Genomic DNA, 22,005 nt, shown 5'->3' with positions numbered 1-22,005 from the left:
GCGCCGAGCACCAATACCACGCGGCCGCAGGCCGCCCCTGGAAAGGCCGGACTGCGAGGCGTCAGCCGATGCAGGCCGAGGCCGCGAATGCGGCCCGCGCGCGACCGACCGTTGCCGCCAATGCCGCCCTGACAGCGCGCAAGCCAAGCCGGCGGATGCCGGCGCCGGCACTTGAGGACAGATATTACTGAACTACCGCCCGAAGCTGGTCGTAGGGGACGGTCAACGAACCCATGCTCAGCACGATGTTGCTGCCGCTGCGCGAGGCACCGGTCGCGGTGCCGATCACGGTGAAGGACTGTGCCTGGCTGGTCGGTTTGCCATCGCTGCCGATGCCGGCGACCGCCACGCTATAGGCTCCATCGACCTGCTGGATGCCGGTGTCGTTGCGCCCATCCCAGGTCCAGGCCTGCGTCCCTTGTGTCAGCGGCACCTCCGCCCGTCGGATCACGCGCCCAGCGCTGTCGCTGATCGTGACGACCGCGGTCGACGCCGCGCCACGCGCCGGCAGCCGCAGCTCCGCGCTGCCCTGCTGGAGGGAGAGGCTGCTCGACTGCACTTCGACGCGGTGCCCGACCAGGTCGGCCGCGGCGGTCAAGCCATTGACCTGCTGCAGGCTGATGAGCTGCTGCAGGTTCTGGTTCATGTTGACCTGCTGCTCGACCGAGGCGAACTGCGTGAGCTGCGCCATCATCTGGTTGGCATCCAGCGGATCGGTCGGGCTCTGGTTCTTGAGCTGCGTCGTCAGCAGCGTCAGGAAGGTGTTGAAGTCGGACGCGATGGTCGGCGTCGATGCGGCCTGCTGCGCCGCGTTGGCGGCGGCTTGGGCGGTGGCGGTCGTGCCTACGGTGCCGGACATGGATCTATCTCCTGCTCAGACGGCGATATCGAGAAGCGAAAGCGAAAGGCGGGGTGCCGGCTCGGCGACGGCGGCAGGGCGCGCAGGGCCGCCGCCGGTAGTGAAGCCGCTCCAGGATGTCGGTGCGTCCTGCTGCCCGTCACGCTGCCCGGCGCCCTGGCCGGAGAGGCTGAAGTCGAGTGAGCGCCCTTCCGTCGCGATGCCGGCCTGGGTCAGGGCGCGATCGAGCTCATGCCGGTCGCGCTGCAGCAGCATCAGGGTCTCCGGCCGTTCGGCGGTGACCCGGACCGCGGTGTGCCCGGCCTGGCGTTCGACGCTGACCTCGACGCGGCCAAGCTCACCCGGATCCAGCGCCACGGACAGGTTGCTGCTCTCGCCATCCCTGACAGAGAAGGCGAGCGCGACCGCCATCGGCGCGATCTGGCGCGCCGGCGGGGAGGGTGGGGCGGCGCGCGGCGCCTCCGCGGCCATCTCGGCGGTACGGAGCGCAGCGGCGGCCACAGCGCCGGCCGGCAGCAGCTCCGACGGCTCCTTCTCTGCCGTGCGGGCGGCCGGCTTCGACAGCTCCGCCGCCCGGGAAACGGGGGGCGGTGCGGGGTTGGATTCGGCTGGCGACACCGGTCGCGTGGCGTCCGGCGCGGCCTTGTCGGGCGTCGCCGCGACTGCGGCGGCATCGGCAGCCGGCGCTGCCGCGGCAGCTTCGGGCTTTGCGGTTGCCACACGGGCCGAGAGAGTGGGTTGGACCTTCGGTGCGTGTGACGCGGCAGTGGAAGCGGTGGCGGCAGCGGCGGCGATCGTGGCCATCGCCTCCGGCAAGCTCGATGGTGTGCCGGGCACCGGCGCCGCGGCTGCTGCGGCAGCGGCCTCAGCCGGGGTCGGCTGCGCCGAACCCGTGGCCGGAGCCGCGTTGCCGGGCGTGGGGGCTGCGTCGGCCGCGGCGGCATCCGTCCCGGCTTCATTGGCGGTAGTGGTGACTGGCGCGGCCGGTGCCGCGCTGGCGCCTGGGGCGACGGCACCGGGCGCGGCAGCTTGGGCGGGAAGCCCCTTGGCAGCGGCGGCGTCGGCAGCAACAGCCGAGGTGCCGGGCGCTGAGCCCTCGGGCAGCGTCTGGAGGCCGACCTGCGGCTTCGCCCCGGCAAGGTTCGTAGCGGCACTGGCGCCAGCCGCGGCGGTCGCGTTCGGCATGCTGACCGTCCCCGGCGGCATCTGAGGGCTGGCCTGCGGCGCCGGCGCGGCAGTGATCCAGAGCAGGCCCGCCATGGCGCCGGCATCGACCGCCGCAGCGTCCGGCGCCTCCGGCTCCGTATCATTGGCGGGCTTCGGCGGGGTATCCGGACCCGTGGCCGCGGACGCCGCGGTGACCAGGGCCGCGAAGCCGGATGCCGCGGGCGCGGCCTCGGGCGCGGCCGGGCCGGCGACGATGGCGGGTGCTGCGACCTGCGGGGTTTCCATACGCGATCTCCTGGCGGCGGTCCCGGGCCGGACGCCGTGCCATCGGGTGACAGCAAGCGCCGGGCCAGCCGCATGCCGGTCCTGTCCCGGCAATCGGCGCCGGGCGGCGGCAATTCCTGCCGCGCGCTACCCCCTGCACCTGGCAGGAATCGCCGGTTCCGGCCCCGCAGCGCCTGGCACGCGCCTTGCCCTGGACCCAGTCGCTCTTGCGCAGCACGTCGCTGCATCCATTCGCCGCATGGCCGCATCGGCCCTGCGCCAACCAGAGGACCCGGAGGCCCGCATGTCCCTGTTCGGCTCCATGACCACCGCGATCTCCGGGCTCACCGCCCAGTCCCGCGCGCTCGGCAACATCTCCGACAACGTCGCGAACAGCCAGACCGTCGGCTACAAGCGCGTCGACACGAATTTCGTGTCCTACATCACCGACAGCACCTCGACCCGCCACCAGCCGGGCGCGGTGCAGGCGCGGCCCGACTACCGGAACAGCATCCAGGGCACGCCGACGCAGAGCGACAACCCGCTTGCGATGGCGATCGCCGGGCAGGGCTTCTTCTCAGTGGCGCGGCCGGACGGCAACGCCAATGGCGGCCTGCAGTTCGACGAGCGGCAATTCTACACCCGCGCCGGCGACTTCAGCGTCGACGAGAACGGCTACATGGTCAACGGCTCCGGCTACTACCTGCAGGGCTGGAATGCTGATGCCACCGGCCAGCCGGATCGCACCCAGCTTTCGCCGATCCGCATCAACGAGCTGGTCTTCAACCCGATCGCGACCAGCAACGTCGATCTCTCGGCCAATCTGCCGGCCGATGCGACAGCCACCTCTGCTCCGATCGTCACGCCGGTCAATGTCTATGACGCATTGGGCACGCTGCAGCCGATGACGCTGACCTGGACGCCTTTGGCTACCCCAACTGATTCGTGGCGGTTGAGCATCAACGCCCCCAACGCCACGCCCGCTGCCGCACTCGGCACCATCGATGTGCAATTCGGATCGGGTGGTATGGCGGCCGGTACGATCAGCAATCTCAGCGGCGCGACCGGCGTCCTCGCTGGTTCCGCTGCCACTGCCGGCAACCCGGCGACCATCAGCTTCAACGCCAATTTCGGCCAGGGTGCGCAGGCGATGGCGCTGAACCTCGGCACCTTTGGTGCGGCGGGCGGCCTGACCCAGTATGCGGGCGAGACTTTCGAGCTGCGCAACCTGGAGTCGGATGGTGTGCCGCTCGGCTCCTTCTCCTCGGTCTCGATCCGCGACAACGGCGATGTCGCGATCAACTACGACAATGGCCAGTCGCGCGTCGCCTATCGCGTGCCGGTGGTCACCTTCAACGATGCCGACAGCCTGCAGCGCATGGATGGCCAGGCCTTCATGCGGACCCTGGAGAGTGGTGAGGCGCGGGTGAGCGATGCCGCGAGCAATGGCAGCGGCACGCTGGTCATCGGTTCCGTCGAGAGCTCGAATGTCGACATCGCCTCCGAATTCTCGAAGCTGATCATCGCCCAGCGCGCCTATACCGCGAATACCCGCATCGTCACCACGACCGACGAGATGCTGCAGGACACCATCAACATGCGGCGGTAGCGCCACCAGGACGCGTCGTGCGAAGAGCACGCTGTTCGCATGACGTGCCGGAGACGCGCCTTCGGCGCGACGCAGGGCACCTTCGCGCTCCTCGGCTTTGTTAGCGCAGCGTTAATGGCCATTGCCGCAGGCTGGAGATTATCATGAGCCTCGATGCCGCCCTCTCCATCGCCCAGTCGGGGCTGCGCTATGCGCAGCGCTCGCTCTCGGTGGCGGCGGACAACGTCGCGAACGCGCAGACCTCGGGCTATACCAAGAAGACGCTGCCCTCGATCGCCAATACCACGGGCGCCGGCGGCGGCGTCCGGCTCGGGCTCACCTCCCGCAACGTGGACAATGCCGTCATCGACTCGCTGCACCGCTCGGGCGGCGCGCTCGCCGGCGCCACGGCGCGCGAGAGCCTGCTCAAGACCATCGAGATGGCGCATGGCCAGACCTCGGCCGGCGACGGTCTCGGGGATCGTGTCTCAGCGCTGCGCACGGCCTTCGTGCAGATGCAGGCCGATCCGGCGTCCTCGAGCTGGCAGGGGAATGTGCTGCTCGCCGCCAGCCAGGTGACGGATCGTTTCCAGGCGGTCGCCGGCGCCATCGTCGCGACGCGGCAGCAGAGCCAGGATGGCATCGTCAACGAGGTGGACGCCGCCAACGCCTCGATCCGCCGGATCAGCGCGCTGACCGACCAGATCCAGTCACAGCAGGCGGCCGGGCTCAGCACCGCCAATCTCGAGGATCAGCGCGACGAGGCGATCGCCACGCTATCCGAAAGCATCCCGGTCAAGGCGCTGCGCTCGGCGAATGGGGGCATCGCGCTGGTCACCCAGGGCGGTCAGTCGATCACCATCCCGAGCAAGACCGACCCCTTCTCCACCAGCGGGGCGGTCATCGGGCCGTCCTCCTATTACGGCAGCGGCGGCACCATCCCGCCGGTGACGCTCTATGGCATCGACGTCACCAGCCAGATCCAGGGAGGGCGGCTCGGCGAATACGTCACGCTGCGCGACAGCACGCTGCCGCGCTACCAGGCGGAGGTCGATCTCTCCGCTGCCACCATGGCGGCCCGCTTCGAAGGGCAGGGGCTGCGGCTCTTCGCCGATGGCAGCGGCACGGTGCCCGATCCGACGCAGCCCTATAACAGCGGACCGCTGATCGGCTTCGCGGCCAGCATGGTGGTCAATCCCGCCGTCCAGGCCAATCCTTCGCTGCTCCGCGACGGCACCCATACGGTCACGGGATCGGCGACCGGGCCTTCGGCCTTCGCGCCCAATGGCGCCGGCGGCCCGGCTGGCTTCTCGACGCTGCTCGGCCGCGTGGTCGACTTCTCCTTCGGCGCGCAGGCGCAGAACGGCGTCGGCTGGCCGCCGATCGCGACGACCGGCCTCGGGCCGGATGGCACGCTTTCTTCACCCTTCATCGCGCCGACGACGATCGAAGGCTATGCCGCCAACGTCACCGCGACCCAGACCGGCGACCGCGCCGCGGCCACCACGGCGGTCGAGGACGCGAAGCTGGTGAATGAAGGCCTCAACATACGTTTCGCGGAGCGGTCTTCCGTCGACATCGATCAGGAGATGGCGAATATGGTGACGCTGCAGAATGCCTATGCCGCCAATGCCCGGGTGATGAGCACCGTGCAGGCGATGTGGGACGCCCTGCTCCAGGCGGCGCGCTGACCATGACCGGCTTCTCCGCCCTCGGCCGCCTTGACGCCGGTGCAGCGATGCTGCGCCTGCGCATGGAGACGCTGACCCGCCAGATCTCCGACGGCCGCAAGGGCGTCCATCTCGGGGATATCGCGCCGGAGGCGCGTCGTGCCATCAGCCTGCGGGCCGACATGAACCGGCGCGAGACCTATCAGAGCACCATCTCCCAGACGCTCTCGCAGGCCGATGTGGCGCAGAACACGCTGCAGCAGCTTTCGACCATCGCGACGCGCGCCTATTCCCTGGCCCAGGGTGTCAATGCCGCCAACAAGGCGGGGATCGCCGCGGCGGCGGAGGAGGCGAAGGGAGCGCTGGCTCAGGTCGCGCAGCTCCTGAACAGCCAATATGGCGACCAGTACATTTTCGGCGGCCAGGACACCACCAACCCGCCGATCCCCGACGCCACCAATATCGCCTCCTCCGGCATGGTGACGCAGATTACCGCCGCCGTGCAGGGCCTGACCGCGGGCGCCGCCGCCGCCGTCTCCGCCGCGACCCTCGCGGCGGCCAGCGACGATACGGCCGGCGTCACGCCCTTCTCCGGCTATCTCTCCACCGGCCCCGGCGCGACCGAGGCACGGCGGAGTGTGCCCGCATCGGATGGGCAGAACGTTCCCTATGGCCTCTTCGCCAATCGCAATGCGGCGGGCGTCTCGACCGGTGACACCACGGGGTCCTGGGCGCGCGACCTGATGCGCGGCCTGGCGACGCTCGCGGCCATGACGCCCAACCAGGCGGCGCTGGGCACCGATTTCGACGCGCTGATGGTCAATGTCCGCCAGGGCCTCAAGGATACGACGAGCGGTATCGCGCAGGAGCAGGGCGCGCTTGGTGTCACGCAGAAGCGGCTGGAAGGCATCGCGACCGACCATGCCGAAATCACCATCGCCTTGAAGACCCAGCTTTCCGAGATCGAGGAAGTGGATCCGGCCGAGACCCTGACGCGCCTGACCGCGACGAAGACGCAGCTCGAGGCCTCCTACCAGGCGATCTCGCTGATGTCCTCGCTGACCCTGACCCAGTTCCTCCGCTAAGACGGAGCCCTCTTTCGGCGCTACAACCTGGGCGGGTGATTGAGCCCGTTCAGGTTGGGTGCAGGACGGTCGCGGCAGGCGCCGCGAAGCGCAAGAAGCCCAAGCTGTTTGAGCCTTTCTTAACGGGCCTTCGGGCATCTTGAACACAGACCGCAAAATGCGGAATGCAACTATGGTTCCCGACGTGCCCGTGTGGCCGGCGGGGCCGATGGAAGGGGAAGACCCCAATGGCTCTGAACTCTGTCAACACCAACAATGGCGCCATGGTGGCGTTGCAGTCCCTCAACCGGACGAACAGCGCCCTGGAAGCGACGCAGAAGCGCATCTCCACCGGCTTCCGGGTGGCCGATGCGAAGGATGACGGCGCCGCTTTTGCCGTTGCCCAGACCGTGCGCTCGCAGGTCGCGGGCCTGAGCGCCGCCAATGAGCAGCTCGGCGGCGTGAAGGGCATTCTCGATACCGCCCTGTCGAGCCTCGGCAAGGTGTCTGACACCATGACCGAACTCCGCACGACGCTGGTGCGTCTGGCGGACGATACGCTGAACACGGAGCAGCGGGCGCAGTACGAGGCCCAGTACACGGACCTGCGGACGAAGGTCGAGAACTTCATCGCGGATGCGACGTACAACGGCCGTTCGCTGCTGAGCACCGCCACCGCCTCCGGCGGCGGTGACATCACCACTGTCCGTAACGAGAACGGCACGACCTTCACCCTGACTGCGGTGGATGGCGCGAGCACTCTCGTTATCCAGGATGTCAGCAGCATCGCCAGCGCGGGCGACGCTCAGAGCGCACTGGCGGCTGGTGGCGATTGGGAAACGATCAACACCGCGATCAGCGATGCGCTGAACACGTTCGGCAGCAACTCCAAGTACATCGACAGCCAGATCTCTTACAACAATGAGAAGGTCGACGCGCTGAACGGTGGCCTTGGGGCACTGGTCGATGCCGACCTCGCAAAGGAATCCGCCGTCTTGCAGAGCCTGCAGATCCGTCAGCAGCTCGGCACCCAGGCGCTTTCCATCGCGAACCAGGCGCCGCAGTCGCTGATGAGCCTGTTCCGCTGAGTAACTGGGTGGCGGCGTCGCGTTCGCGGCGCCGCCACCGCTTTTCGCCTGTTCGACCGGGAGCGATGGATGTCCACCCTCGTGCTAGAGCTTCGCCAAGGCGATCTGATGGTCGTGAATGGCGCGCCGATCCGCTTCCGCAATCGCACGCGGATCGAGCTGACCGGCAAGGCGCGCTTCCTGTTCGGCAAGCAGCTCATGGCCCCCGAGGCCGCCGATACCCCGGCGCGCCGGATCTATTTCGCGCTGCAGACCGCCTATATCGGCGACGAGCTGGAGCGCGAGCGCGGCCTCGAAGCTGCGCGCAGCTATATCGCCGCCTTCCAGGAAGCGACCACCTCGACCCTGGCGCGCGACCTGCTGGAGCGGGCGCTGGCGTCCGCCGAAGCGGATGAATGCTACCAGGCGCTGAAGCTGGCGCGCCGCGTCATGCGGCATGAGGATGCCGTGCTCGGCCTGCCGCCGATCCCCGATTTCGCCCGTGAGGAAGAAGAGAGCGACGCATGAACGCTTCCAACGCGCTGCGTGCCTATGGTGCTACCCGCGCGGTCATGGATCCTCGCGTGCAGGAAGCCGATGTCTTCCGCCGGGTGATCGGCCTGCTGCGCGCCGCGACCGAAGCCGATGACGGGCGCCGCGCCCGCGCCATCGCCGACAATCGCCGCCTGTGGCTGGCGGTCGAATCCGCCGCGGCGCATCCTTCGAACCTGCTGCCCGAGCCGCTGCGCGCCGGGCTGATCTCGCTCGGCCGCGCGGTGCGGCGGGAGATGGATGGCGCGGCACCCGATCTCGGCTTCCTCATCTCGGTGAATGAGCAGATTGCCGCAGGGCTGACCGAGGCGGCCTGACGCCATGTCCGGCAGCCTCTCCGCCATCCCGCTCTTCCGCCAGGCGCTGGACCCGAAGCAGGAGGCGAAGGCGCTCGACCGGCTGGCCAAGGACCCGGCCATCAAGCGTCAGATGGAGGCCTACAAGACCGCTATCGCCAAGGCGAAAGACCTTGATTCCGCGCTCAAGGACCCGCGGGTACTGAACGTGCTGCTGCCGGCGATGGGGCTCGGCGACCAGGTGGGGAATACCGCCTTGGCGCGGAAGGCGCTCACCTCGGACCTGACGGATCCGAAGAGCCTCGCCAACCAGCTGACGGACACCCGCTGGAAGGACGCCGCGACCACGCTCGACCTGAAGAAGAAGGGCCTCGACGCGCTGCGCGATCCGAAGCTGCTCGAGACCCTGGACAAGGGCATCCGCGAGCTCTCCTGGCGGAACGGCCTGGACGAGCGCGCGACCGGCATCTCCGATGCGCTCTATTTCCAAGAGAGTGCGAAGAACGCGACCAGCGCCTATGCCATCCTCGGTAACGCGGTGCTGCGGCGGGTGGTGACCGGGGCACTCGGCCTGCCCGATGAATTCGCCCTGCAGTCGGTCGAGACTCAGGCCAAGGTGATCGAGAAGCGCATCAACCTGAAGGACCTGCAGGATCCGAAAAAGGTTCAGAAGCTCGCCGAGCGCTATCTGATCATGACCAACATGAACAGTTCGACGACGCCGAGCTTCAGCCTGCCGGGCTTCAACCAGAGCGGTCAGACGGGGATCGATTTCACTGCCATCTCAGGCATCAATCTGATCCTTTAGATCGGCCTCGTGCCCTTGGTTCAGCGGCACTGACCAGCCAGCCTTGGTCTTAATCTTTGTTTCAGCCGCAAGCCCTTAGCCTAGCTCCGTAAATTCCTGCCCATGAGGGGCTGTAGCAATGGATCAAGCGCCGCTCTCGCCAGCGCAGGCGGATCACCTTCCACCCTTGCTGTCGGAAGCCGCGGTCGATCCCGCGTCGGTGGCGCCTGAGGAGGCCGCGCGGCTCGGCCGGGCCTTGCTCGATTCCGGTGAGCCGACGCTCGCCTTCCCGCTGCTGCTGCGCGCCCTGGAAGCCGAACCCGGCATCGCCGAGCGCTGGCTCGCGATCCAGGAGGCGCTGATCGCCACGGGCATGTTCGATGGCGCGCACAAGCTGATCGGCCAGGTTCAGCAACTCGGGTTCGAGGCCGAGGTGATCGAGGAGATGCGACGCCGTCTGCTGGCGGGAACGACGGCAAGCTTGTCGCGGATGACACCGCTGGCTGCCTCCTCTCCTGCACCGGCCGGGGCGGCTTCCGCCCCAGGGCTGGCCGGCAGCGCGGCGAAGGCCTCCCCACAAGTGGCGGCGAAGCTCCTGCGCGCGCGCAAGGCGATGGCGTCCGGCCGCACCGCCGATGCGGAAGCGGAGTTCCGCGCGATCCTAAAGATCGAGCCGTACCAGGCCGAGGCGATCAACAGCCTGAGTGGCCTGCTCCGCGTGCAGGACCGGGTCGACGACGCTGTCGCGCTGCTGCGCCAGGGGATCGCTGCTCATCCCGGGCTCGTCGCCCTGCCGCTGAATCTCGCGCGCATCCTGATCGATGCAGGCCGGCATGACGAGGCGGAGCGGGACTGCCGCACCGCGCTGGCGCTCGCACCCGCAGCCAGCAACACGAATCTGGTCATGGGCCAGTTCTTTGCCTTGCAGCGGCAGGACGTGCTGGCCGAACGGCATTTTCGTACTGCGGTGCAGGCCGATCCGGACTCGGCGGAAGCGCTAGTCCATCTCGGCAAGCTGTTGCAGCGCGGGAATCGCCAAGCGGAGGCGGAAGCTGCCTTTCGCCGTGCCATTGCGCTGAAGAGCGACCGCACCGACGCCTATCGGCAGCTCGCTGACCTCTATGCCAAGTGGGGCGTGCCGGCAGAGGCGGAGGCGTGGCTGCGCAAGGCGCTGGCGATTGATCCACGCAACGGGCCGCTGTGGCTGACGCTGACCCATGTGCACTTCAATATCGGCCAGGTGGAGGAGGCGCTGAAGAGCGCCCGTGCCGGCCTCGCGGTGGAAGCGGGCAATACCGCATTGCACAACGTGCATCTTTTCACGCTGCTGCATGCGCCGGGACGCAGCACGGCGGAGGTCTTCGCGGCCCATCGCGCTTTCGGGCGGCGGCTGGAAGCGGAGGCCAAGCCCATGCGGCACCGCCCGGACGCCGCCGCGGCGGTGCGCCGCCCGCGGATCGGCCTCGTCTCCGGCGACTTCGCGGAGCACGTGGTCTCGGCCTGGTTCCTGCCGCTCTGGGAAAAGCTGCAACAGCGGGGCTACGAAATCCACGCCTATGCGACGAGCGATCGCGATGATCAGGTCACGCAACGGCTGCGGGGCTTCGCCGCCGGCTGGCGGGTGATCCGCGGCCTGGCCGACGATGCCGCCGCGAAGCGGATCCGTGAGGATGGGATCGACATCCTGGTCGACCTGGCCGGTCACACCAACCACAACCGCCTCGGTATCTTCGCCCGCAAGCCGGCGCCGGTGCAGGTGAGCTATCTCGGCTATCCCGCGACCACCGGCATGTCGCGCATGGACTACTACGCGCTCTGCGGCGGGGCAGTGCCTGAAGGCCTCTGCGACGAGCAGTTCACCGAGAAGCTGGTGCGGCTGCCGCGTGCCTACATGTTCGACCTGCAGCGCTTCACCGCCTCGGAGGCTTCGGTGATCCCGGAGGTCAGGCCACTGCCGGCGCTCACCAATGGCCACATCACCTTCGGCAGCTTCAATCGCATCAGCAAGTCGGATCAGAGCGTGGTCGACCTCTGGGCGCGCGCGATGCATGCGGTGCCGAATTCCCACTTCCTCGTCGCGGGCATGAAGGGTGTCGAGATGGTCGCGACCATGATCGCGCGCTTCGCCAAGGCCGGCATTCCGGAAGACCGGCTGATGTTCCGCCGCCATTCCCCCGACTATCTGCAATACCACCACGAGGTGGACATGCTGCTCGACAGCTTCCCCTATGCCGGCGGCACGACGACGAGCATCGCGCTGCGCATGGGCGTGCCGGTGCTGGCACTCGCCGGCGACACCTATGTCAGCCGCAGCGGCATCGTGCTGACGCACCATGTCGGGCTGGAGGGCTTCGTCGCCACGACCCCTGAGGAGTTCGTGGCGCGCGCTGCCCATTGGAGTGACAACCTGCAGGAACTCGCCGCCATCCGCGCCCGGCTGCCCGGGCAGATGGATGCGGCCATGCGGCAGTCCGACCTGGCCGCGCGCGGCTTTGATGCCGCCTTCCGCGCCATGTGGCGCCGCTTCTGCGAAGGCCAGGCGCCGGCCGCCATCACCATCACCCCCGAACAGCTCGGTGGCCCAGGCGAGGAGATGCCGACATGATGCAACGCAGCATTGCAGTCGCCCGCCCGAAGCTGCCCGATGCCGATGCGCTGCTCCCGTATCTCCGCGCCATCGACCAGCGGCGCATCTACTCCAACTGGGGCCCGCTGAACGCTGAGCTCGAGCGGCTGCTCGGCGACCGACTCGGCGCCTCGGTCGTCACCTGCTCCTCGGCGACCGACGGCATCACCTGCGCGCTGCGCGCGGTGCTCGAGGATCGGCCGGCGGAGAAGCGCTTTGGCCTCTGCCTGATGCCGAGCTGGACCTTCGTCGCGACGCCGCATGCAGCGCTGGCCGCCGGCCTCACGCCCTGTTTCCTCGATGTCGAGGAAGGGAGCTGGATGCTGACCCCGGAGCTTGTGCGCCGAGAATTGCTGGCCGGGCTGAAGTCGAACCTGCCGGTCGCCGCGGTCGTCGTGGTCGCGCCCTTCGGCCTGCAGCTCGCGCCCGAACCCTGGGATGCCTTCACCGCCGAGACTGGGATCCCGGTGGTGATCGACTCCGCTGCTGCCTTCGATGGTCTCAGCGTCGCGCGCACGCCCTCCGTCGTCAGCCTGCACGCGACCAAGACCGTGGGCGCGGGGGAGGGCGGCTTCGTCGCGACCCGCGATGCCGACCTCGCCAAGCGCATCAAGCGCGTGGCCAATCTCGGCTTCCTTGGCACCCGTCTCGCCGAGGTGCCTGCGACCAACGCCAAGCTCAGTGAGTATCACGCCGCCGTCGCGCTCTGCTCGCTCAAGGGCTGGCCGGAACGGCGCGCCGAATTCCAGTCCGTCGCGCACCGGCTGCGCGCGGCGGTGGAGCCGAGCGGCGCCGTGTTCCAGCCCGGCTTCGGTGAGGACTGGGTCTCGGCCACCTGCGTGCTGCGCCTGCCGGACGGGCTCGGCGCCGGCGATGCGGCGATGGGCCTCGGGCTGCGCGGCATTTCGACGCGCGCCTGGTGGGGCTTTGGCTGCCACACCAGCCCCGCCTTCGCGCATCTGCCCCGGCGCAACCACGCCGCCCAGAACCGCCTGCCGGCGACCGAGGTCCTGGCGCACAGCACCATCGGCATTCCCTTCTACTGCGACCTTTCGGACGCCGAGATCGCGCAGATCGGCACCGCCTTCGCGGAGATCGCCGCCGCCACGCCCGCGCCGGCGACGGAGACCTATGCGTCACCCGCCGGCGCCTTTCCCGTCCTGGTCTCGGCGGCGTGAACCCTCCACATCTCTACAGCGAGGCGGAGCTGCGGGGGCTCGGCTTCGCCCATGTCGGGCGCGACGTGCGGCTTGACCGCAGCGTGCGGCTCTTTGGGATCGGGCGCATATCGATCGGCGACCACAGCCGTATCGACCCCTTCTGCGTGCTGAGCGCTGGGCCCGACGGGATCACGATCGGGCGCAACGTCCATGTCGCGGCCTATTGCGGTATGGTCGGACGGGCGCGGATCGAGCTCGAGGACTTCGCCGGCCTGTCGCAACGCTGCTCGCTCTTCAGTTCGAGCGACGACTACACGGGCGTTGCGATGACCAATCCGACCGTCCCGGAGGAGTTCACCCAGGCGACGCATGGGGCGGTGCGGCTCGGCCGGCATGTCATCATCGGCTGCGGCAGCATCGTGCTGCCCGGGGTCAGCATCGGCCTCGGTGCCGCGGTGGGTGCGCTGAGCGTGATCCGGCAGGATGTGCCCGATTTTGCCATTATGGCGGGCAACCCGGCGCGCAAGCTGGGCGAGCGCGCCAGGACCATGCTGGAACTGGAGCAGGCCTATCTGACGTCCGAAGCTGCGGGGGCGGGCTAGATGTCGATATCCCGCGACACGGGCTTGGCCGGGGTCTCGGGTGCCGGCGGCGCATCCTGCGTGTCGCGAGCCTTGGGCAGGGGCGCCGGCCCGGGCAGGCCGAGTTCGCTGGGCAATGGCTGATCGGCGATCGCCGCGGCGCGATAGGCCGCCATCTCCCGTTCGGTCGGCAGCGAGGTTCGCACCTCGCCCTGGGAATCGAGGAACTCGATCACCACCACGCCGAGGCCGCTGTCCAGCCGCAGGCGCGGATTCGGCCGGATCTCCTCGATCGCGGCCGGCGCTTCCGTGCTGACAGCCGGCGCCTCCGTGCTCACAGCCGTCGCCATCGGCGACGGGAGCGCATAGGCCAGACCGGTGGCGGCTACGCCGCGCCAGGAGGTGTCGATCAGCATGGCGGATCGTTAAAGATTAAGAATAAATAATTACCGAGAGCTTAACGCCCGCCGGTTTTGACGTTCCACTGTTGCGGCGCAACACTGGCGCCCGCGTGACCCTCTCCTCCCTTCTCACCTCCCTCGGCACCCTCGCGCTGGCGACGGCGGGCGGCTATGTCGCCCATCTGCTGCGCATGCCGCTGGCCTGGATGATCGGCGCCATGGTCGCGACCGCGGCGCTCGCCTGGCGGCACAACGCTTCGGTCCCCGCCTTTTCCCGCCCGGCCGGGCTGCTGGTGCTGGGGCTGGCACTCGGCCAGACCTTCACCGCGCCGGTCATCGCGGCAGTCGCCGGCGCCCTGCCGGTGATCCTCGCGGCCGCCGTGCTGTCGATCCTGGCCGGGCTCGCGGTCGGGCCGATCCTGCAGCGCCTCGGCGGGCTCGATGGCCGCACCGCCTTCTTCGCCGGTGTTCCCGGCGGGCTGATGGTGATGGTGGTGCTGGCGGCGCGCGCCGGCGTTTCCATCGCGCCGGTGACGCTCTCGCAGACCATGCGCCTCGTCGTCGTGGTGCTGGTGTTCCCGCCGCTGCTGGCCGCACTCGCCGGCGGCACCCATGACACCAGCTTCCAGACGGTGCGGCCGGAGGTCTGGTGGCCCGGGCTCCTGATGCTGGCGGCCGGTGGCGCGGCGCTCGGCTTCGCGGGGCAGCGCGTCGGCTTCGCCAATCCCTGGATGTTCGGGCCCTGCCTGCTGGCGATCGGCCTCTCGGCAGCGGACAGACTGCCGTCCGGCGTCTGGATGCCGCTGGTCGATGCCGCGCAGGTCGCGCTCGGCGCCTCGATCGGCGTCAAGCTGACGCGCGACTTCATCCTCGGCGCGCGGCGCCTCGCCTTCGCGTCCTTCATTTCCACGATCGCGCTCTCCCTGCTGCTGATCGCGGTCGCGGTGGTGCTGGCACTCATCAGCGGCCTGCCGATCCCGGCGGTGATCCTCGGCATGGCGCCCGGCGGCATGCCGGAGATGACGGTGACCGCCAAGGCGCTCGACATGGCGGTGCCGCTGGTGCTCGGCTTCCATCTGACGCGCACGCTGCTCTGCAACGTGATCGTCGCGCCGATCTGGCGCATCGCGGAGCGGCTCGGCCTCGGCGGCTGATACCCGGCGGAGAAAGGCTTGCCTTTCGGAGTTGGGTATCAGCGCGCAGGGTTGGTGTGGCGGCTGCGCGCCAATCAAGGCGACAAGGGGCGCTCGCCGGTTTTTTCCCGCGATGATCTGGCGATCGGTGCTAGAATCTTCTCCATCGAGGGTCGACCCGCGCCGTCAGACGGCCACTGCCGCGGTCACACTCACTGCTATCGGCCGTCCGATGCCGCCCGCGACTCGCGACAGCGAGTGCTTCTGCACGAGCAGTCCTTGGGGAGGCAGAATAATGGCAAACGCTTCGACGGCCGACGGCATGGTGACAGCCCATGCCGATCCCATTCCACGCCGGATCGGGATGGCGGATCTCTGGACCGCGCTCAGCCGCGGCTATGACGATTTCCTCGCCGCGCCGACGCAGTTGATCTTCCTCGGCATCATCTATCCGATCATCGGCCTCATCGCCGCCCGCTTCGCCTCGGGCGACGGGCTGCCGCTGCTCTATCCGCTGGTCGCCGGCCTTTCCCTGATGGGCCCGCTCGCCGCGGTCGGCATCTATGAGCTGAGCCGGCGCCGCGAGCAGGGGGCTGAGGTCTCCTGGGTGAATGCCCTCGACGTGATCCACTCGCCGTCGCTGCCCGCGATCATCGGGCTCGGGCTCATCCTCTGCGTGATCTTCGTGGCCTGGCTCTTCGCCGCGCAGATGGTCTACTGGGCGACGATGGGCAATTGGATCCCGGCTTCGATCGGCGATTTCTTCGGCCGCATCCTCGGCACGCGCGAGGGCTGGAACCTCATCCTGATCGGCAATGCCGTCGGCTTCCTTTTCGCCGTGCTGGTGCTGACCATCACCGTGGTGTCCTTCCCGATGCTGATCGATCGGCCCGTGGGGGTGCGCGTGGCGGTCCGGACATCGATCCGGGCGGTGCTGATGAACCCGGGGCCCATGGCGGTTTGGGGCCTGATCGTCGCCGCGCTGCTGCTCGTCGGCTGCCTGCCGCTCTTCGTCGGCCTCGCGGTGGTGATGCCCTTGCTCGGCCACGCCACCTGGCACCTCTATCGGCAGGTGGTCGGATCCTGATCCCTGCGCGGTGGCCCGGAGCGTGGTCGCTTCAGCTCGAAGCGACCACGCTGCGGCGGATCACCCGGATCCGGGGCTGAAGAACCGGATCCGCGTGAACAGCGTGTGGTCCGCCTCGAAGATCATGAGGGCCATGAACACGACCACCGCCAGCGGCGGCAGCAGGATGGCGTAGATGATCGCCAGCCGCTCCCAGGCCATGTGCATGAAGACGGCGACGATCAGCCCCGCCTTCAGCATCATGAAAATCAGGATCAGGGACCACCGCAGGATGCCCTGCAGGTGGAAGTAGTCGACCAGGTAGGAGAAGGTGCTGAGGACGAACAGCCAGAGCCAGACGATCAGGTAGAGCTTGATCGGATGCTGCTGCTGCCCTTCGGCCGATGCCTGCGCCAATTTTGCCTCCTGGAGCGGTCTCGCTCCGCCTTGCCGCGCTCCAACCACGCCAGTCCTTGATTGTGGCGAGCATCTTCACCCGCCCGGGCGGGATCTGCCCTACCAGAGATAGAAGAATGCGAAGATGAACACCCACACCAGATCGACGAAGTGCCAGTAGAGCCCGGTGATCTCGACGATTTCGTAGCGGCCCTTGCGGCTGGTGAAGAAGCCCTTCCTCCCGCTGTCGAAATCGCCACGCCAGACTTTGCGCGCGACGATCAGCAGGAAGATGACGCCGATCGTGACATGGGTGCCGTGAAAGCCCGTGATCATGAAGAAGGTCGAGCCGAACTGCGCGGCGCCCCAGGGGTTCTCCCAGGGGCGGACGCCTTCATGGATCAGCTTGGACCATTCGAAGGCCTGCATGCCGACGAAGGCCGCGCCGAATAGCGCGGTCACCAGCATCAGCAAGGCGGCCGCCCGGCGGTTGCGGCGATAGCCGGCATTGACGGCCATCGCCATGGTGCCGCTACTGGTGATCAGCACGAAGGTCATGATGGCGATGAGGATGAGCGGCATGTTCGTGCCGGCGATCTCGAGCGCGAAGACCTCGCTCGGGTTCGGCCAGGGCGTGGTCGTCGACATCCTGACCGTCATGTAGGACAGCAGGAAGCAGCCGAAGATGAAGGTGTCGCTCAGCAGGAAGATCCACATCATGGCCTTCCCCCAGGACACGTCCTTGAAGGCATGCCGGTCGGAGGACCAGTCGCTGACCAAGGAATGCCAACCGGAAGTCGGCGTGGCGGCGTCCTGCGTGCGGATGAGCGGGGTGTCGGGCATGGACCGGTCCTATCCGAACGGCGCGCGGCAGATCGCGTAGAGCCAGGGGAAGACGGGCGCGTAGGCGAGCAGGACGAAGAACACGATCCAGGCCGCCAGCAGGAAGTGCCAATAGGTCGCGCACAGCTCGATGCTGAGTCGCAGCGCCTCGATCCTGGCCTGGCGCAGGCGGGCAGCCGCCCTGGCGAGCGCGACCAGCCCGCCCAGCACATGCAGCCCGTGCAAGGCGGTGAGGAGATAGAAGAAGGCATCGGCCGGGTTGGTCGCCGGGCGATAGCCCGCCTCCGCGAGCTGGCGCCAGGCGAGGACTTGCCCGGCCAGGAAGGCGATGGCGGCGAGCCCGCCGACCAGCAGCCAGGATCGCGCCTCCTCCCGCGCCGCCTGCCGCGCCGCGGCCCGCGCCCGGTGCAGCGCAACGCTGCTCAGCACCAGCACGGCGGTATTGGCCCAGAGAAGCTGCGGCCAGGGCAGGGGCCGCCAGTCCTCCATGTCCATCCGGATGGCATAGGCGCTGACCAGGAGCATCAGCAGCGTGCCGGCGATGCCGAGGAAGACGCCGAGCCCGATCTTCGCGGTCGGCAGCGGCGACGCGCCGGTATCGAGGATCGTCGCGGGCGTCGCGGTCTCCAGCCAGGGCTTGCTCATCAGCCCCTGCCGCGCCAGCAGCCACCAGCCGAGGAAACCCAGTACTGCGACCAGGAACAGAAGGGTGATGATCATCCCGAGCCTCCGTCGCCGGCCGCTGTCGCCGGCGGCTCGTTCTGCGGGATGAAGTCACGCGCCGCCCCCGGCACGCCATAGGCATAGGCCCAGCGATAGACCGGTGGCGTCTCCTTGCCCCAATTGCCGTGGCCCGGCGGGGTCTGCGGCGTCTGCCATTCGAGCGTGGTTGCGTTCCACGGATTGGGCCCCGCTTCGCGACCGCGCCGCAGGCTCCAGGCCAGGTTGAACAGGAACAGCATCTGAGCGGCGCCGACGACAAGCGCCACGACGCTGATGAAGGCATTCAGCGTCTCGGCCGAGTCCGGCACGAAGGAGGTCGGGCCGATCTCGTGGTAGCGGCGCGGCACGCCGAGCAGGCCGAGATAATGCATCGGGAAAAAGATCAGATAGGCGCCGAGGAAGGTGACCCAGAAATGGATCTTGCCCATCGCGTCGTTCATCATCCGCCCGGTGACCTTCGGGTACCAGTGGTAGATGCCGCCGAAGATCACCATGATCGGCGCGACGCCCATCACCATGTGGAAATGCGCGACCACGAACATGGTGTCCGAGAGCGGCACGTCGACGACGACATTGCCGAGGAAGAGGCCGGTCAGCCCGCCATTGAGGAAGGTGACGATGAAGGCGAGCGTGAAGAGCATCGGCACCGTCAGGTGGATGTCGCCGCGCCAGAGCGTCAGCAGCCAGTTGTAGACCTTGATCGCGGTCGGCACCGCGATGATCAGCGTCGTCGTGGCGAAGAAGAAGCCGAACCACGGGTGCATGCCGCTGACATACATGTGGTGCGCCCAGACGATGAAGCTCAGCGCGCCGATGCCGACGATCGCCCAGACCATCATCCGGTAGCCGAAGATGTTGCGCCGCGCATGGGTGCTGATGAGGTCGGAGACGATGCCGAAGGCGGGCAACGCGACGATGTAGACCTCGGGGTGGCCGAAGAACCAGAACAGGTGCTGGAACAGGATCGGGCTGCCGCCGCCATAACGGAGCTGCTGGCCCATCTCGACTAGCGCGGGCATGAAGAAGCTGGTGCCGAGCAGCCGGTCGAACAGCATCATCACGGCGCCGACGAAGAGTGCGGGGAAGGCCAGCAGCGCCATCACCGTCGCGGTGAAAATGCCCCAGACCGTCAGTGGCATGCGCATCAGCGTCATCCCGCGCGTCCGCGCCTGCAGCACGGTCACCACGTAGTTCAGCCCGCCCATGGTGAAGCCGATGATGAAGAGCGCGAGGGAGACGAGCATCAGGATGATGCCCCAGCCCTGTCCGCCCGGCGTGCCGGAGAGGATCGCCTGCGGCGGGTAGAGCGTCCATCCGGCGCCGGTCGGCCCCCCGGGCGCGAAGAAGCTCGCCACCAGCACCAGCACCGCGAGCAGGTAGATCCAGTAGCTCAGCATGTTCGCGTAGGGGAAGACCATGTCCCGCGCGCCGACCATCAGCGGGATCAGGTAGTTGCCGAAGCCGCCGAGGAACAGCGCGGTCAGCAGGTACACCACCATGATCATGCCGTGCATGGTGATGAACTGATAGTAGCTCGGTGGATCGATGAAGGAGAAGGTGCTGGGGAAGCCGAGCTGCAGGCGCATCAGCCAGGACAGCACGAGCGCCACCAGGCCGATCGCCATCGCGGTCAGCGAGTACTGGATGCCGATGACCTTGGCGTCCTGGCTGAAGACGTATTTCGTGATCCAGCTATGCGGGTGATAGAGCTCGACGTCATCGGCATGGTCGTGCGGGATCGGATGGTCCGCGCCGGGCACGATCTCGCTCATCGTGACGCCTCCTCGTATCTGTCCCGCTCAGGTGGTGGCGCCGATGCCTGCGCGCGCCGCGCGGCGGCGCCGAGTTCGGCGAAGGTCCGCTGCCCGACGAGCCAGGCCTGGTATTCGGCCTGGGTCTGCACGACGACGCGTCCGCGCATGGCCGCGTGCCCGACGCCGCAGAGCTCGGCGCAGAGCGCCTCGAAGGTCCCGGTCCGCGTGGGCGTGAACCAGAAATAGGTGATGGAGCCCGGTATCATGTCCATCTTCGCGCGGAACTCTGGCACGTAGAAATTGTGCAGCACGTCGATGCCGCGGAGCAGCACCCGGACGGGCCGGTCGATCGGCAGGCGCAAATCCTCGCCGTCGAGGATGATGTCGTCCTGCCCTTGCGGATCGGTCGGATCGACGCCCAGCGGATTCTCCGCGCTGACATGGCGGACGTCGGATCTGCCGAGCCTGCCGTCCTGCCCCGGCAGGCGATAGCTCCAGCGCCATTGCTGGCCGACGACCTCGATTTCGGTCGCGTCGCGCGGTACGGTGATGAACTGGTTCCAGACGACGAGGCCGGGCGCCAGCATCGCGGCGACGCCGATCGCGGTGATCCCGGTCAGCCACCATTCCAGGCGCTTGTTCTCCGGCTCGTAGTGCGCGCGATTGCCGGGACGCGTACGGAAGCGCAGCACGCAATAGGCCATGAACAGCAGGATCACGACGAAGACGAAGCCGGTGATCCAGAAGGTGAGGTTGATCGTGTCGTCGATATAGCCCCAGTTCGACGCGATGGGCGTCGACCACCACGGGCTCCAGAGGTGGAATGCCACCGAGCCGACCGCGACCAGCACCAGGATCAGCGCTACCGCCATGCCTCGCTCCTCCACGCCCCGGTGGGTTCCGGGGCTGAACTGGACGGGCCTCAACTCAGCCTGCCGTTTCCTCCGTCGCGATGTCGGCACGCGGTCCCATGCGCCGGACAGCCGACACCCAGTCACGCACGCGCGGGACCCCATCCATGAAGCAATGGCTGCGTGGTATTCGCCGTGGTCGTGCCCTGCTTCGCTCCCGCGGGAGAAAAGCCAACAGCAAGCAACGCAGAGCACTCTCAAGCGGCGAATGGCCGCGCCGGGGCCCTTTGGCTACCAGGAATGGTTGTGCGCGGCCGGCGCCGATGTCAACGGAAACAGCGAAGCCCCGCCTCACGGGGAGGATAGAGGCGTCGTCGCTGGGTCGTGTGGAGATGCGTTTTGCATCCGGCTGACGATCGCGCTTAAGCTCCCCTGAACAAGATGCGTCGGGGAGGAGCGAAGCCAACGCCATGCTCAGACCACTGCTTGCATCCATGATCCTCTTCTGCGCCGCATCCGCGGCGGCGCAGGACGCCGGCGGCGACGCCGCGGCGGGCCAGAGGGTCTTCGCCCAATGCCGCGCCTGCCACACGGTCGATCCAGGCGGGCGCGCCGGCGTCGGGCCCAATCTGCGGGGCGTCGTCGGCCGCCGCGCCGCCGCGATCGACGGCTTCCGCTATTCACCCGCGATGCGGCAACGGGCGGAAGGCGGGCTGACCTGGACCGAGGACAACCTGCGCTCCTACCTGCGCAACCCGAAGGAACTCGTCCCGGCCGGGACCATGGCCTTCCCGGGGCTGCGCAATGAGCAGCAGCTCAACGACCTGATTGCCTATCTCCGGCAGCAGCAGGGCTGAACGCTTAGGCCGCGCGCCAGCCGGTGCGGCGGTGCAGCCAGTCCCGGTAATGGGCGCAGGCCTCGGCGCTGGCGGCGAGCTGCGCCTGGACACGCGCGCTCTCGGTCGGGCCGATCAGGCGCACCGCTTCCACGGCGCCTTCCCGCGCCTCCTCCTCCTGCCAGTGCTGCGCGGCGCGCCGGAAGGCGCTGACGGCATCGGCTGGCGTCAGTGCGGGCAGCACCACCAGCGCCCGCAGCCGGCAGGCGGCGAGCGCCGCGCGCAGCGCCGCCAAGGCCGCCGCCGGCAGCTCGGCGCGGA

21 protein-coding genes and 1 pseudogene are annotated in these 22,005 nt (G+C 68.3%); 13 read left to right on the top strand and 9 right to left on the bottom strand.

Annotation, left to right across the window (positions count from 1 at the left end; all coding sequences use genetic code 11):
- Nucleotides 1-184: 184 nt before the first annotated feature.
- Together GXW71_RS26715 and GXW71_RS26710 are read right to left on the bottom strand one after the other, a co-directional pair.
- Nucleotides 185-859, bottom strand: coding sequence for a flagellar hook assembly protein FlgD (locus tag GXW71_RS26715; RefSeq protein WP_211855754.1), 675 nt, complete (start codon nt 857-859; stop codon nt 185-187).
- A 15-nt stretch (nt 860-874) separates the two neighbouring features.
- Complete coding sequence (locus GXW71_RS26710; protein WP_211855753.1) at nt 875-2,311, bottom strand: flagellar hook-length control protein FliK; 1,437 nt, start codon at nt 2,309-2,311, stop codon at nt 875-877.
- 283 nt (nt 2,312-2,594) lie between these two features.
- On the opposite strand from GXW71_RS26710, the gene flgE reads away from it, so the two are divergent.
- From flgE to GXW71_RS26660, 10 genes are all read left to right on the top strand, one after another.
- Nucleotides 2,595-3,899 carry a flagellar hook protein FlgE gene (gene flgE / locus GXW71_RS26705; protein WP_211855752.1) on the top strand — a complete coding sequence of 435 codons (1,305 nt, stop codon included), beginning with the start codon at nt 2,595-2,597 and terminating at the stop codon, nt 3,897-3,899.
- 143 nt (nt 3,900-4,042) lie between these two features.
- Complete coding sequence (locus GXW71_RS26700) at nt 4,043-5,569, top strand: flagellar hook-associated protein FlgK (RefSeq protein WP_211855779.1); 1,527 nt, start codon at nt 4,043-4,045, stop codon at nt 5,567-5,569.
- A gap of 2 nt (nt 5,570-5,571) precedes the next feature.
- The gene (locus tag GXW71_RS26695) at nt 5,572-6,633 is read left to right on the top strand and encodes a flagellin (RefSeq protein WP_211855751.1); all 1,062 of its coding nucleotides are present in this window, start codon (nt 5,572-5,574) and stop codon (nt 6,631-6,633) included.
- 227 nt (nt 6,634-6,860) lie between these two features.
- Nucleotides 6,861-7,700 carry a flagellin gene (locus GXW71_RS26690; protein ID WP_211855750.1) on the top strand — a complete coding sequence of 280 codons (840 nt, stop codon included), beginning with the start codon at nt 6,861-6,863 and terminating at the stop codon, nt 7,698-7,700.
- 69 nt (nt 7,701-7,769) lie between these two features.
- Nucleotides 7,770-8,207: a flagellar biosynthesis repressor FlbT gene (locus GXW71_RS26685; protein WP_211855749.1), complete on the top strand. Its 438-nt coding sequence runs from the start codon at nt 7,770-7,772 to the stop codon at nt 8,205-8,207.
- Nucleotides 8,204-8,548, top strand: coding sequence for a flagellar biosynthesis regulator FlaF (locus GXW71_RS26680; RefSeq protein WP_211855748.1), 345 nt, complete (start codon nt 8,204-8,206; stop codon nt 8,546-8,548). The genes GXW71_RS26685 and GXW71_RS26680 overlap by 4 nt, the downstream gene beginning before the upstream one ends.
- Nucleotides 8,549-8,552: 4 nt before the next feature.
- Nucleotides 8,553-9,335 (top strand): DUF1217 domain-containing protein, encoded by a 783-nt coding sequence (locus GXW71_RS26675; RefSeq protein WP_211855747.1) that lies wholly within the window; start codon nt 8,553-8,555, stop codon nt 9,333-9,335.
- A 118-nt stretch (nt 9,336-9,453) separates the two neighbouring features.
- Nucleotides 9,454-11,919: an O-linked N-acetylglucosamine transferase, SPINDLY family protein gene (locus tag GXW71_RS26670; protein WP_211855746.1), complete on the top strand. Its 2,466-nt coding sequence runs from the start codon at nt 9,454-9,456 to the stop codon at nt 11,917-11,919.
- Nucleotides 11,916-13,118 carry a DegT/DnrJ/EryC1/StrS family aminotransferase gene (locus GXW71_RS26665; protein ID WP_211855745.1) on the top strand — a complete coding sequence of 401 codons (1,203 nt, stop codon included), beginning with the start codon at nt 11,916-11,918 and terminating at the stop codon, nt 13,116-13,118. The genes GXW71_RS26670 and GXW71_RS26665 overlap by 4 nt, the downstream gene beginning before the upstream one ends.
- Nucleotides 13,115-13,702 (top strand): acyltransferase, encoded by a 588-nt coding sequence (locus tag GXW71_RS26660; protein ID WP_211855744.1) that lies wholly within the window; start codon nt 13,115-13,117, stop codon nt 13,700-13,702. Before GXW71_RS26665 ends, GXW71_RS26660 begins: the two co-directional genes overlap by 4 nt.
- Here the strand turns inward: GXW71_RS26660 and GXW71_RS26655 are convergent.
- Nucleotides 13,699-14,097 carry a hypothetical protein gene (locus tag GXW71_RS26655; RefSeq protein ID WP_211855743.1) on the bottom strand — a complete coding sequence of 133 codons (399 nt, stop codon included), beginning with the start codon at nt 14,095-14,097 and terminating at the stop codon, nt 13,699-13,701. The genes GXW71_RS26660 and GXW71_RS26655 overlap by 4 nt on opposite strands.
- 71 nt (nt 14,098-14,168) lie before the next feature.
- On the opposite strand from GXW71_RS26655, the gene GXW71_RS26650 reads away from it, so the two are divergent.
- On the top strand, nt 14,169-15,236 hold the full coding sequence (locus tag GXW71_RS26650) for an AbrB family transcriptional regulator (RefSeq protein ID WP_211855742.1): 1,068 nt from the start codon (nt 14,169-14,171) through the stop codon (nt 15,234-15,236).
- Between the two features lie 274 nt (nt 15,237-15,510).
- Nucleotides 15,511-16,302: a DUF2189 domain-containing protein gene (locus GXW71_RS26645; protein ID WP_211855741.1), complete on the top strand. Its 792-nt coding sequence runs from the start codon at nt 15,511-15,513 to the stop codon at nt 16,300-16,302.
- A gap of 60 nt (nt 16,303-16,362) precedes the next feature.
- Here the strand turns inward: GXW71_RS26645 and GXW71_RS26640 are convergent, their stop codons facing one another.
- From GXW71_RS26640 to GXW71_RS26620, 5 genes are all read right to left on the bottom strand, one after another.
- Complete coding sequence (locus GXW71_RS26640; RefSeq protein ID WP_211855740.1) at nt 16,363-16,698, bottom strand: cytochrome C oxidase subunit IV family protein; 336 nt, start codon at nt 16,696-16,698, stop codon at nt 16,363-16,365.
- Nucleotides 16,699-16,797: 99 nt separating this feature from the next.
- Nucleotides 16,798-17,520, bottom strand: a complete 723-nt coding sequence (locus GXW71_RS26635) for a heme-copper oxidase subunit III family protein (RefSeq protein WP_211855739.1) — start codon at nt 17,518-17,520, stop codon at nt 16,798-16,800.
- A gap of 9 nt (nt 17,521-17,529) precedes the next feature.
- Complete coding sequence (locus GXW71_RS26630) at nt 17,530-18,240, bottom strand: cytochrome c oxidase subunit 3 (RefSeq protein ID WP_246526918.1); 711 nt, start codon at nt 18,238-18,240, stop codon at nt 17,530-17,532.
- Entirely contained in the window at nt 18,237-20,015 is a 1,779-nt protein-coding gene (gene ctaD, locus GXW71_RS26625; RefSeq protein WP_211855738.1) for a cytochrome c oxidase subunit I, read from the bottom strand. Before ctaD ends, GXW71_RS26630 begins: the two co-directional genes overlap by 4 nt.
- A complete protein-coding gene (locus GXW71_RS26620; protein ID WP_246526917.1) occupies nt 20,012-20,869 on the bottom strand; it encodes a cytochrome c oxidase subunit II in 858 nt (285 codons plus the stop codon). Before GXW71_RS26620 ends, ctaD begins: the two co-directional genes overlap by 4 nt.
- A gap of 449 nt (nt 20,870-21,318) precedes the next feature.
- On the opposite strand from GXW71_RS26620, the gene GXW71_RS26615 reads away from it, so the two are divergent.
- Complete coding sequence (locus GXW71_RS26615) at nt 21,319-21,705, top strand: c-type cytochrome (protein WP_211855736.1); 387 nt, start codon at nt 21,319-21,321, stop codon at nt 21,703-21,705.
- Between the two features lie 4 nt (nt 21,706-21,709).
- On the opposite strand, the pseudogene GXW71_RS26610 reads toward GXW71_RS26615, so the two are convergent.
- A pseudogene (locus tag GXW71_RS26610) lies at nt 21,710-22,005 on the bottom strand (hypothetical protein); the annotation flags it as partial.

It is taken from the genome of Plastoroseomonas hellenica (genome assembly GCF_018129085.1).
GTDB classification, from domain to species: Bacteria; Pseudomonadota; Alphaproteobacteria; order Acetobacterales; family Acetobacteraceae; genus Plastoroseomonas; species Plastoroseomonas hellenica.
Note: the sequence above shows the minus strand (reverse complement) of the source record. Positions and strands in the feature narration are given on the sequence as shown.

What these genes read in the sequence shown, in the direction of transcription:
- GXW71_RS26715 (WP_211855754.1), bottom strand. Translation starts at nt 859, where the DNA reads ATGTCCGGCACCGTAGGCACGACCGCCACCGCCCAAGCCGCCGCCAAC.
- GXW71_RS26710 (WP_211855753.1), bottom strand. Translation starts at nt 2,311, where the DNA reads ATGGAAACCCCGCAGGTCGCAGCACCCGCCATCGTCGCCGGCCCGGCC.
- flgE (WP_211855752.1), top strand. Translation starts at nt 2,595, where the DNA reads ATGTCCCTGTTCGGCTCCATGACCACCGCGATCTCCGGGCTCACCGCC.
- GXW71_RS26700 (WP_211855779.1), top strand. Translation starts at nt 4,043, where the DNA reads ATGAGCCTCGATGCCGCCCTCTCCATCGCCCAGTCGGGGCTGCGCTAT.
- GXW71_RS26695 (WP_211855751.1), top strand. Translation starts at nt 5,572, where the DNA reads ATGACCGGCTTCTCCGCCCTCGGCCGCCTTGACGCCGGTGCAGCGATG.
- GXW71_RS26690 (WP_211855750.1), top strand. Translation starts at nt 6,861, where the DNA reads ATGGCTCTGAACTCTGTCAACACCAACAATGGCGCCATGGTGGCGTTG.
- GXW71_RS26685 (WP_211855749.1), top strand. Translation starts at nt 7,770, where the DNA reads ATGTCCACCCTCGTGCTAGAGCTTCGCCAAGGCGATCTGATGGTCGTG.
- GXW71_RS26680 (WP_211855748.1), top strand. Translation starts at nt 8,204, where the DNA reads ATGAACGCTTCCAACGCGCTGCGTGCCTATGGTGCTACCCGCGCGGTC.
- GXW71_RS26675 (WP_211855747.1), top strand. Translation starts at nt 8,553, where the DNA reads ATGTCCGGCAGCCTCTCCGCCATCCCGCTCTTCCGCCAGGCGCTGGAC.
- GXW71_RS26670 (WP_211855746.1), top strand. Translation starts at nt 9,454, where the DNA reads ATGGATCAAGCGCCGCTCTCGCCAGCGCAGGCGGATCACCTTCCACCC.
- GXW71_RS26665 (WP_211855745.1), top strand. Translation starts at nt 11,916, where the DNA reads ATGATGCAACGCAGCATTGCAGTCGCCCGCCCGAAGCTGCCCGATGCC.
- GXW71_RS26655 (WP_211855743.1), bottom strand. Translation starts at nt 14,097, where the DNA reads ATGCTGATCGACACCTCCTGGCGCGGCGTAGCCGCCACCGGTCTGGCC.
- GXW71_RS26645 (WP_211855741.1), top strand. Translation starts at nt 15,511, where the DNA reads ATGGCAAACGCTTCGACGGCCGACGGCATGGTGACAGCCCATGCCGAT.
- GXW71_RS26635 (WP_211855739.1), bottom strand. Translation starts at nt 17,520, where the DNA reads ATGCCCGACACCCCGCTCATCCGCACGCAGGACGCCGCCACGCCGACT.
- GXW71_RS26630 (WP_246526918.1), bottom strand. Translation starts at nt 18,240, where the DNA reads ATGATCATCACCCTTCTGTTCCTGGTCGCAGTACTGGGTTTCCTCGGC.
- ctaD (WP_211855738.1), bottom strand. Translation starts at nt 20,015, where the DNA reads ATGAGCGAGATCGTGCCCGGCGCGGACCATCCGATCCCGCACGACCAT.
- GXW71_RS26620 (WP_246526917.1), bottom strand. Translation starts at nt 20,869, where the DNA reads ATGGCGGTAGCGCTGATCCTGGTGCTGGTCGCGGTCGGCTCGGTGGCA.
- GXW71_RS26615 (WP_211855736.1), top strand. Translation starts at nt 21,319, where the DNA reads ATGCTCAGACCACTGCTTGCATCCATGATCCTCTTCTGCGCCGCATCC.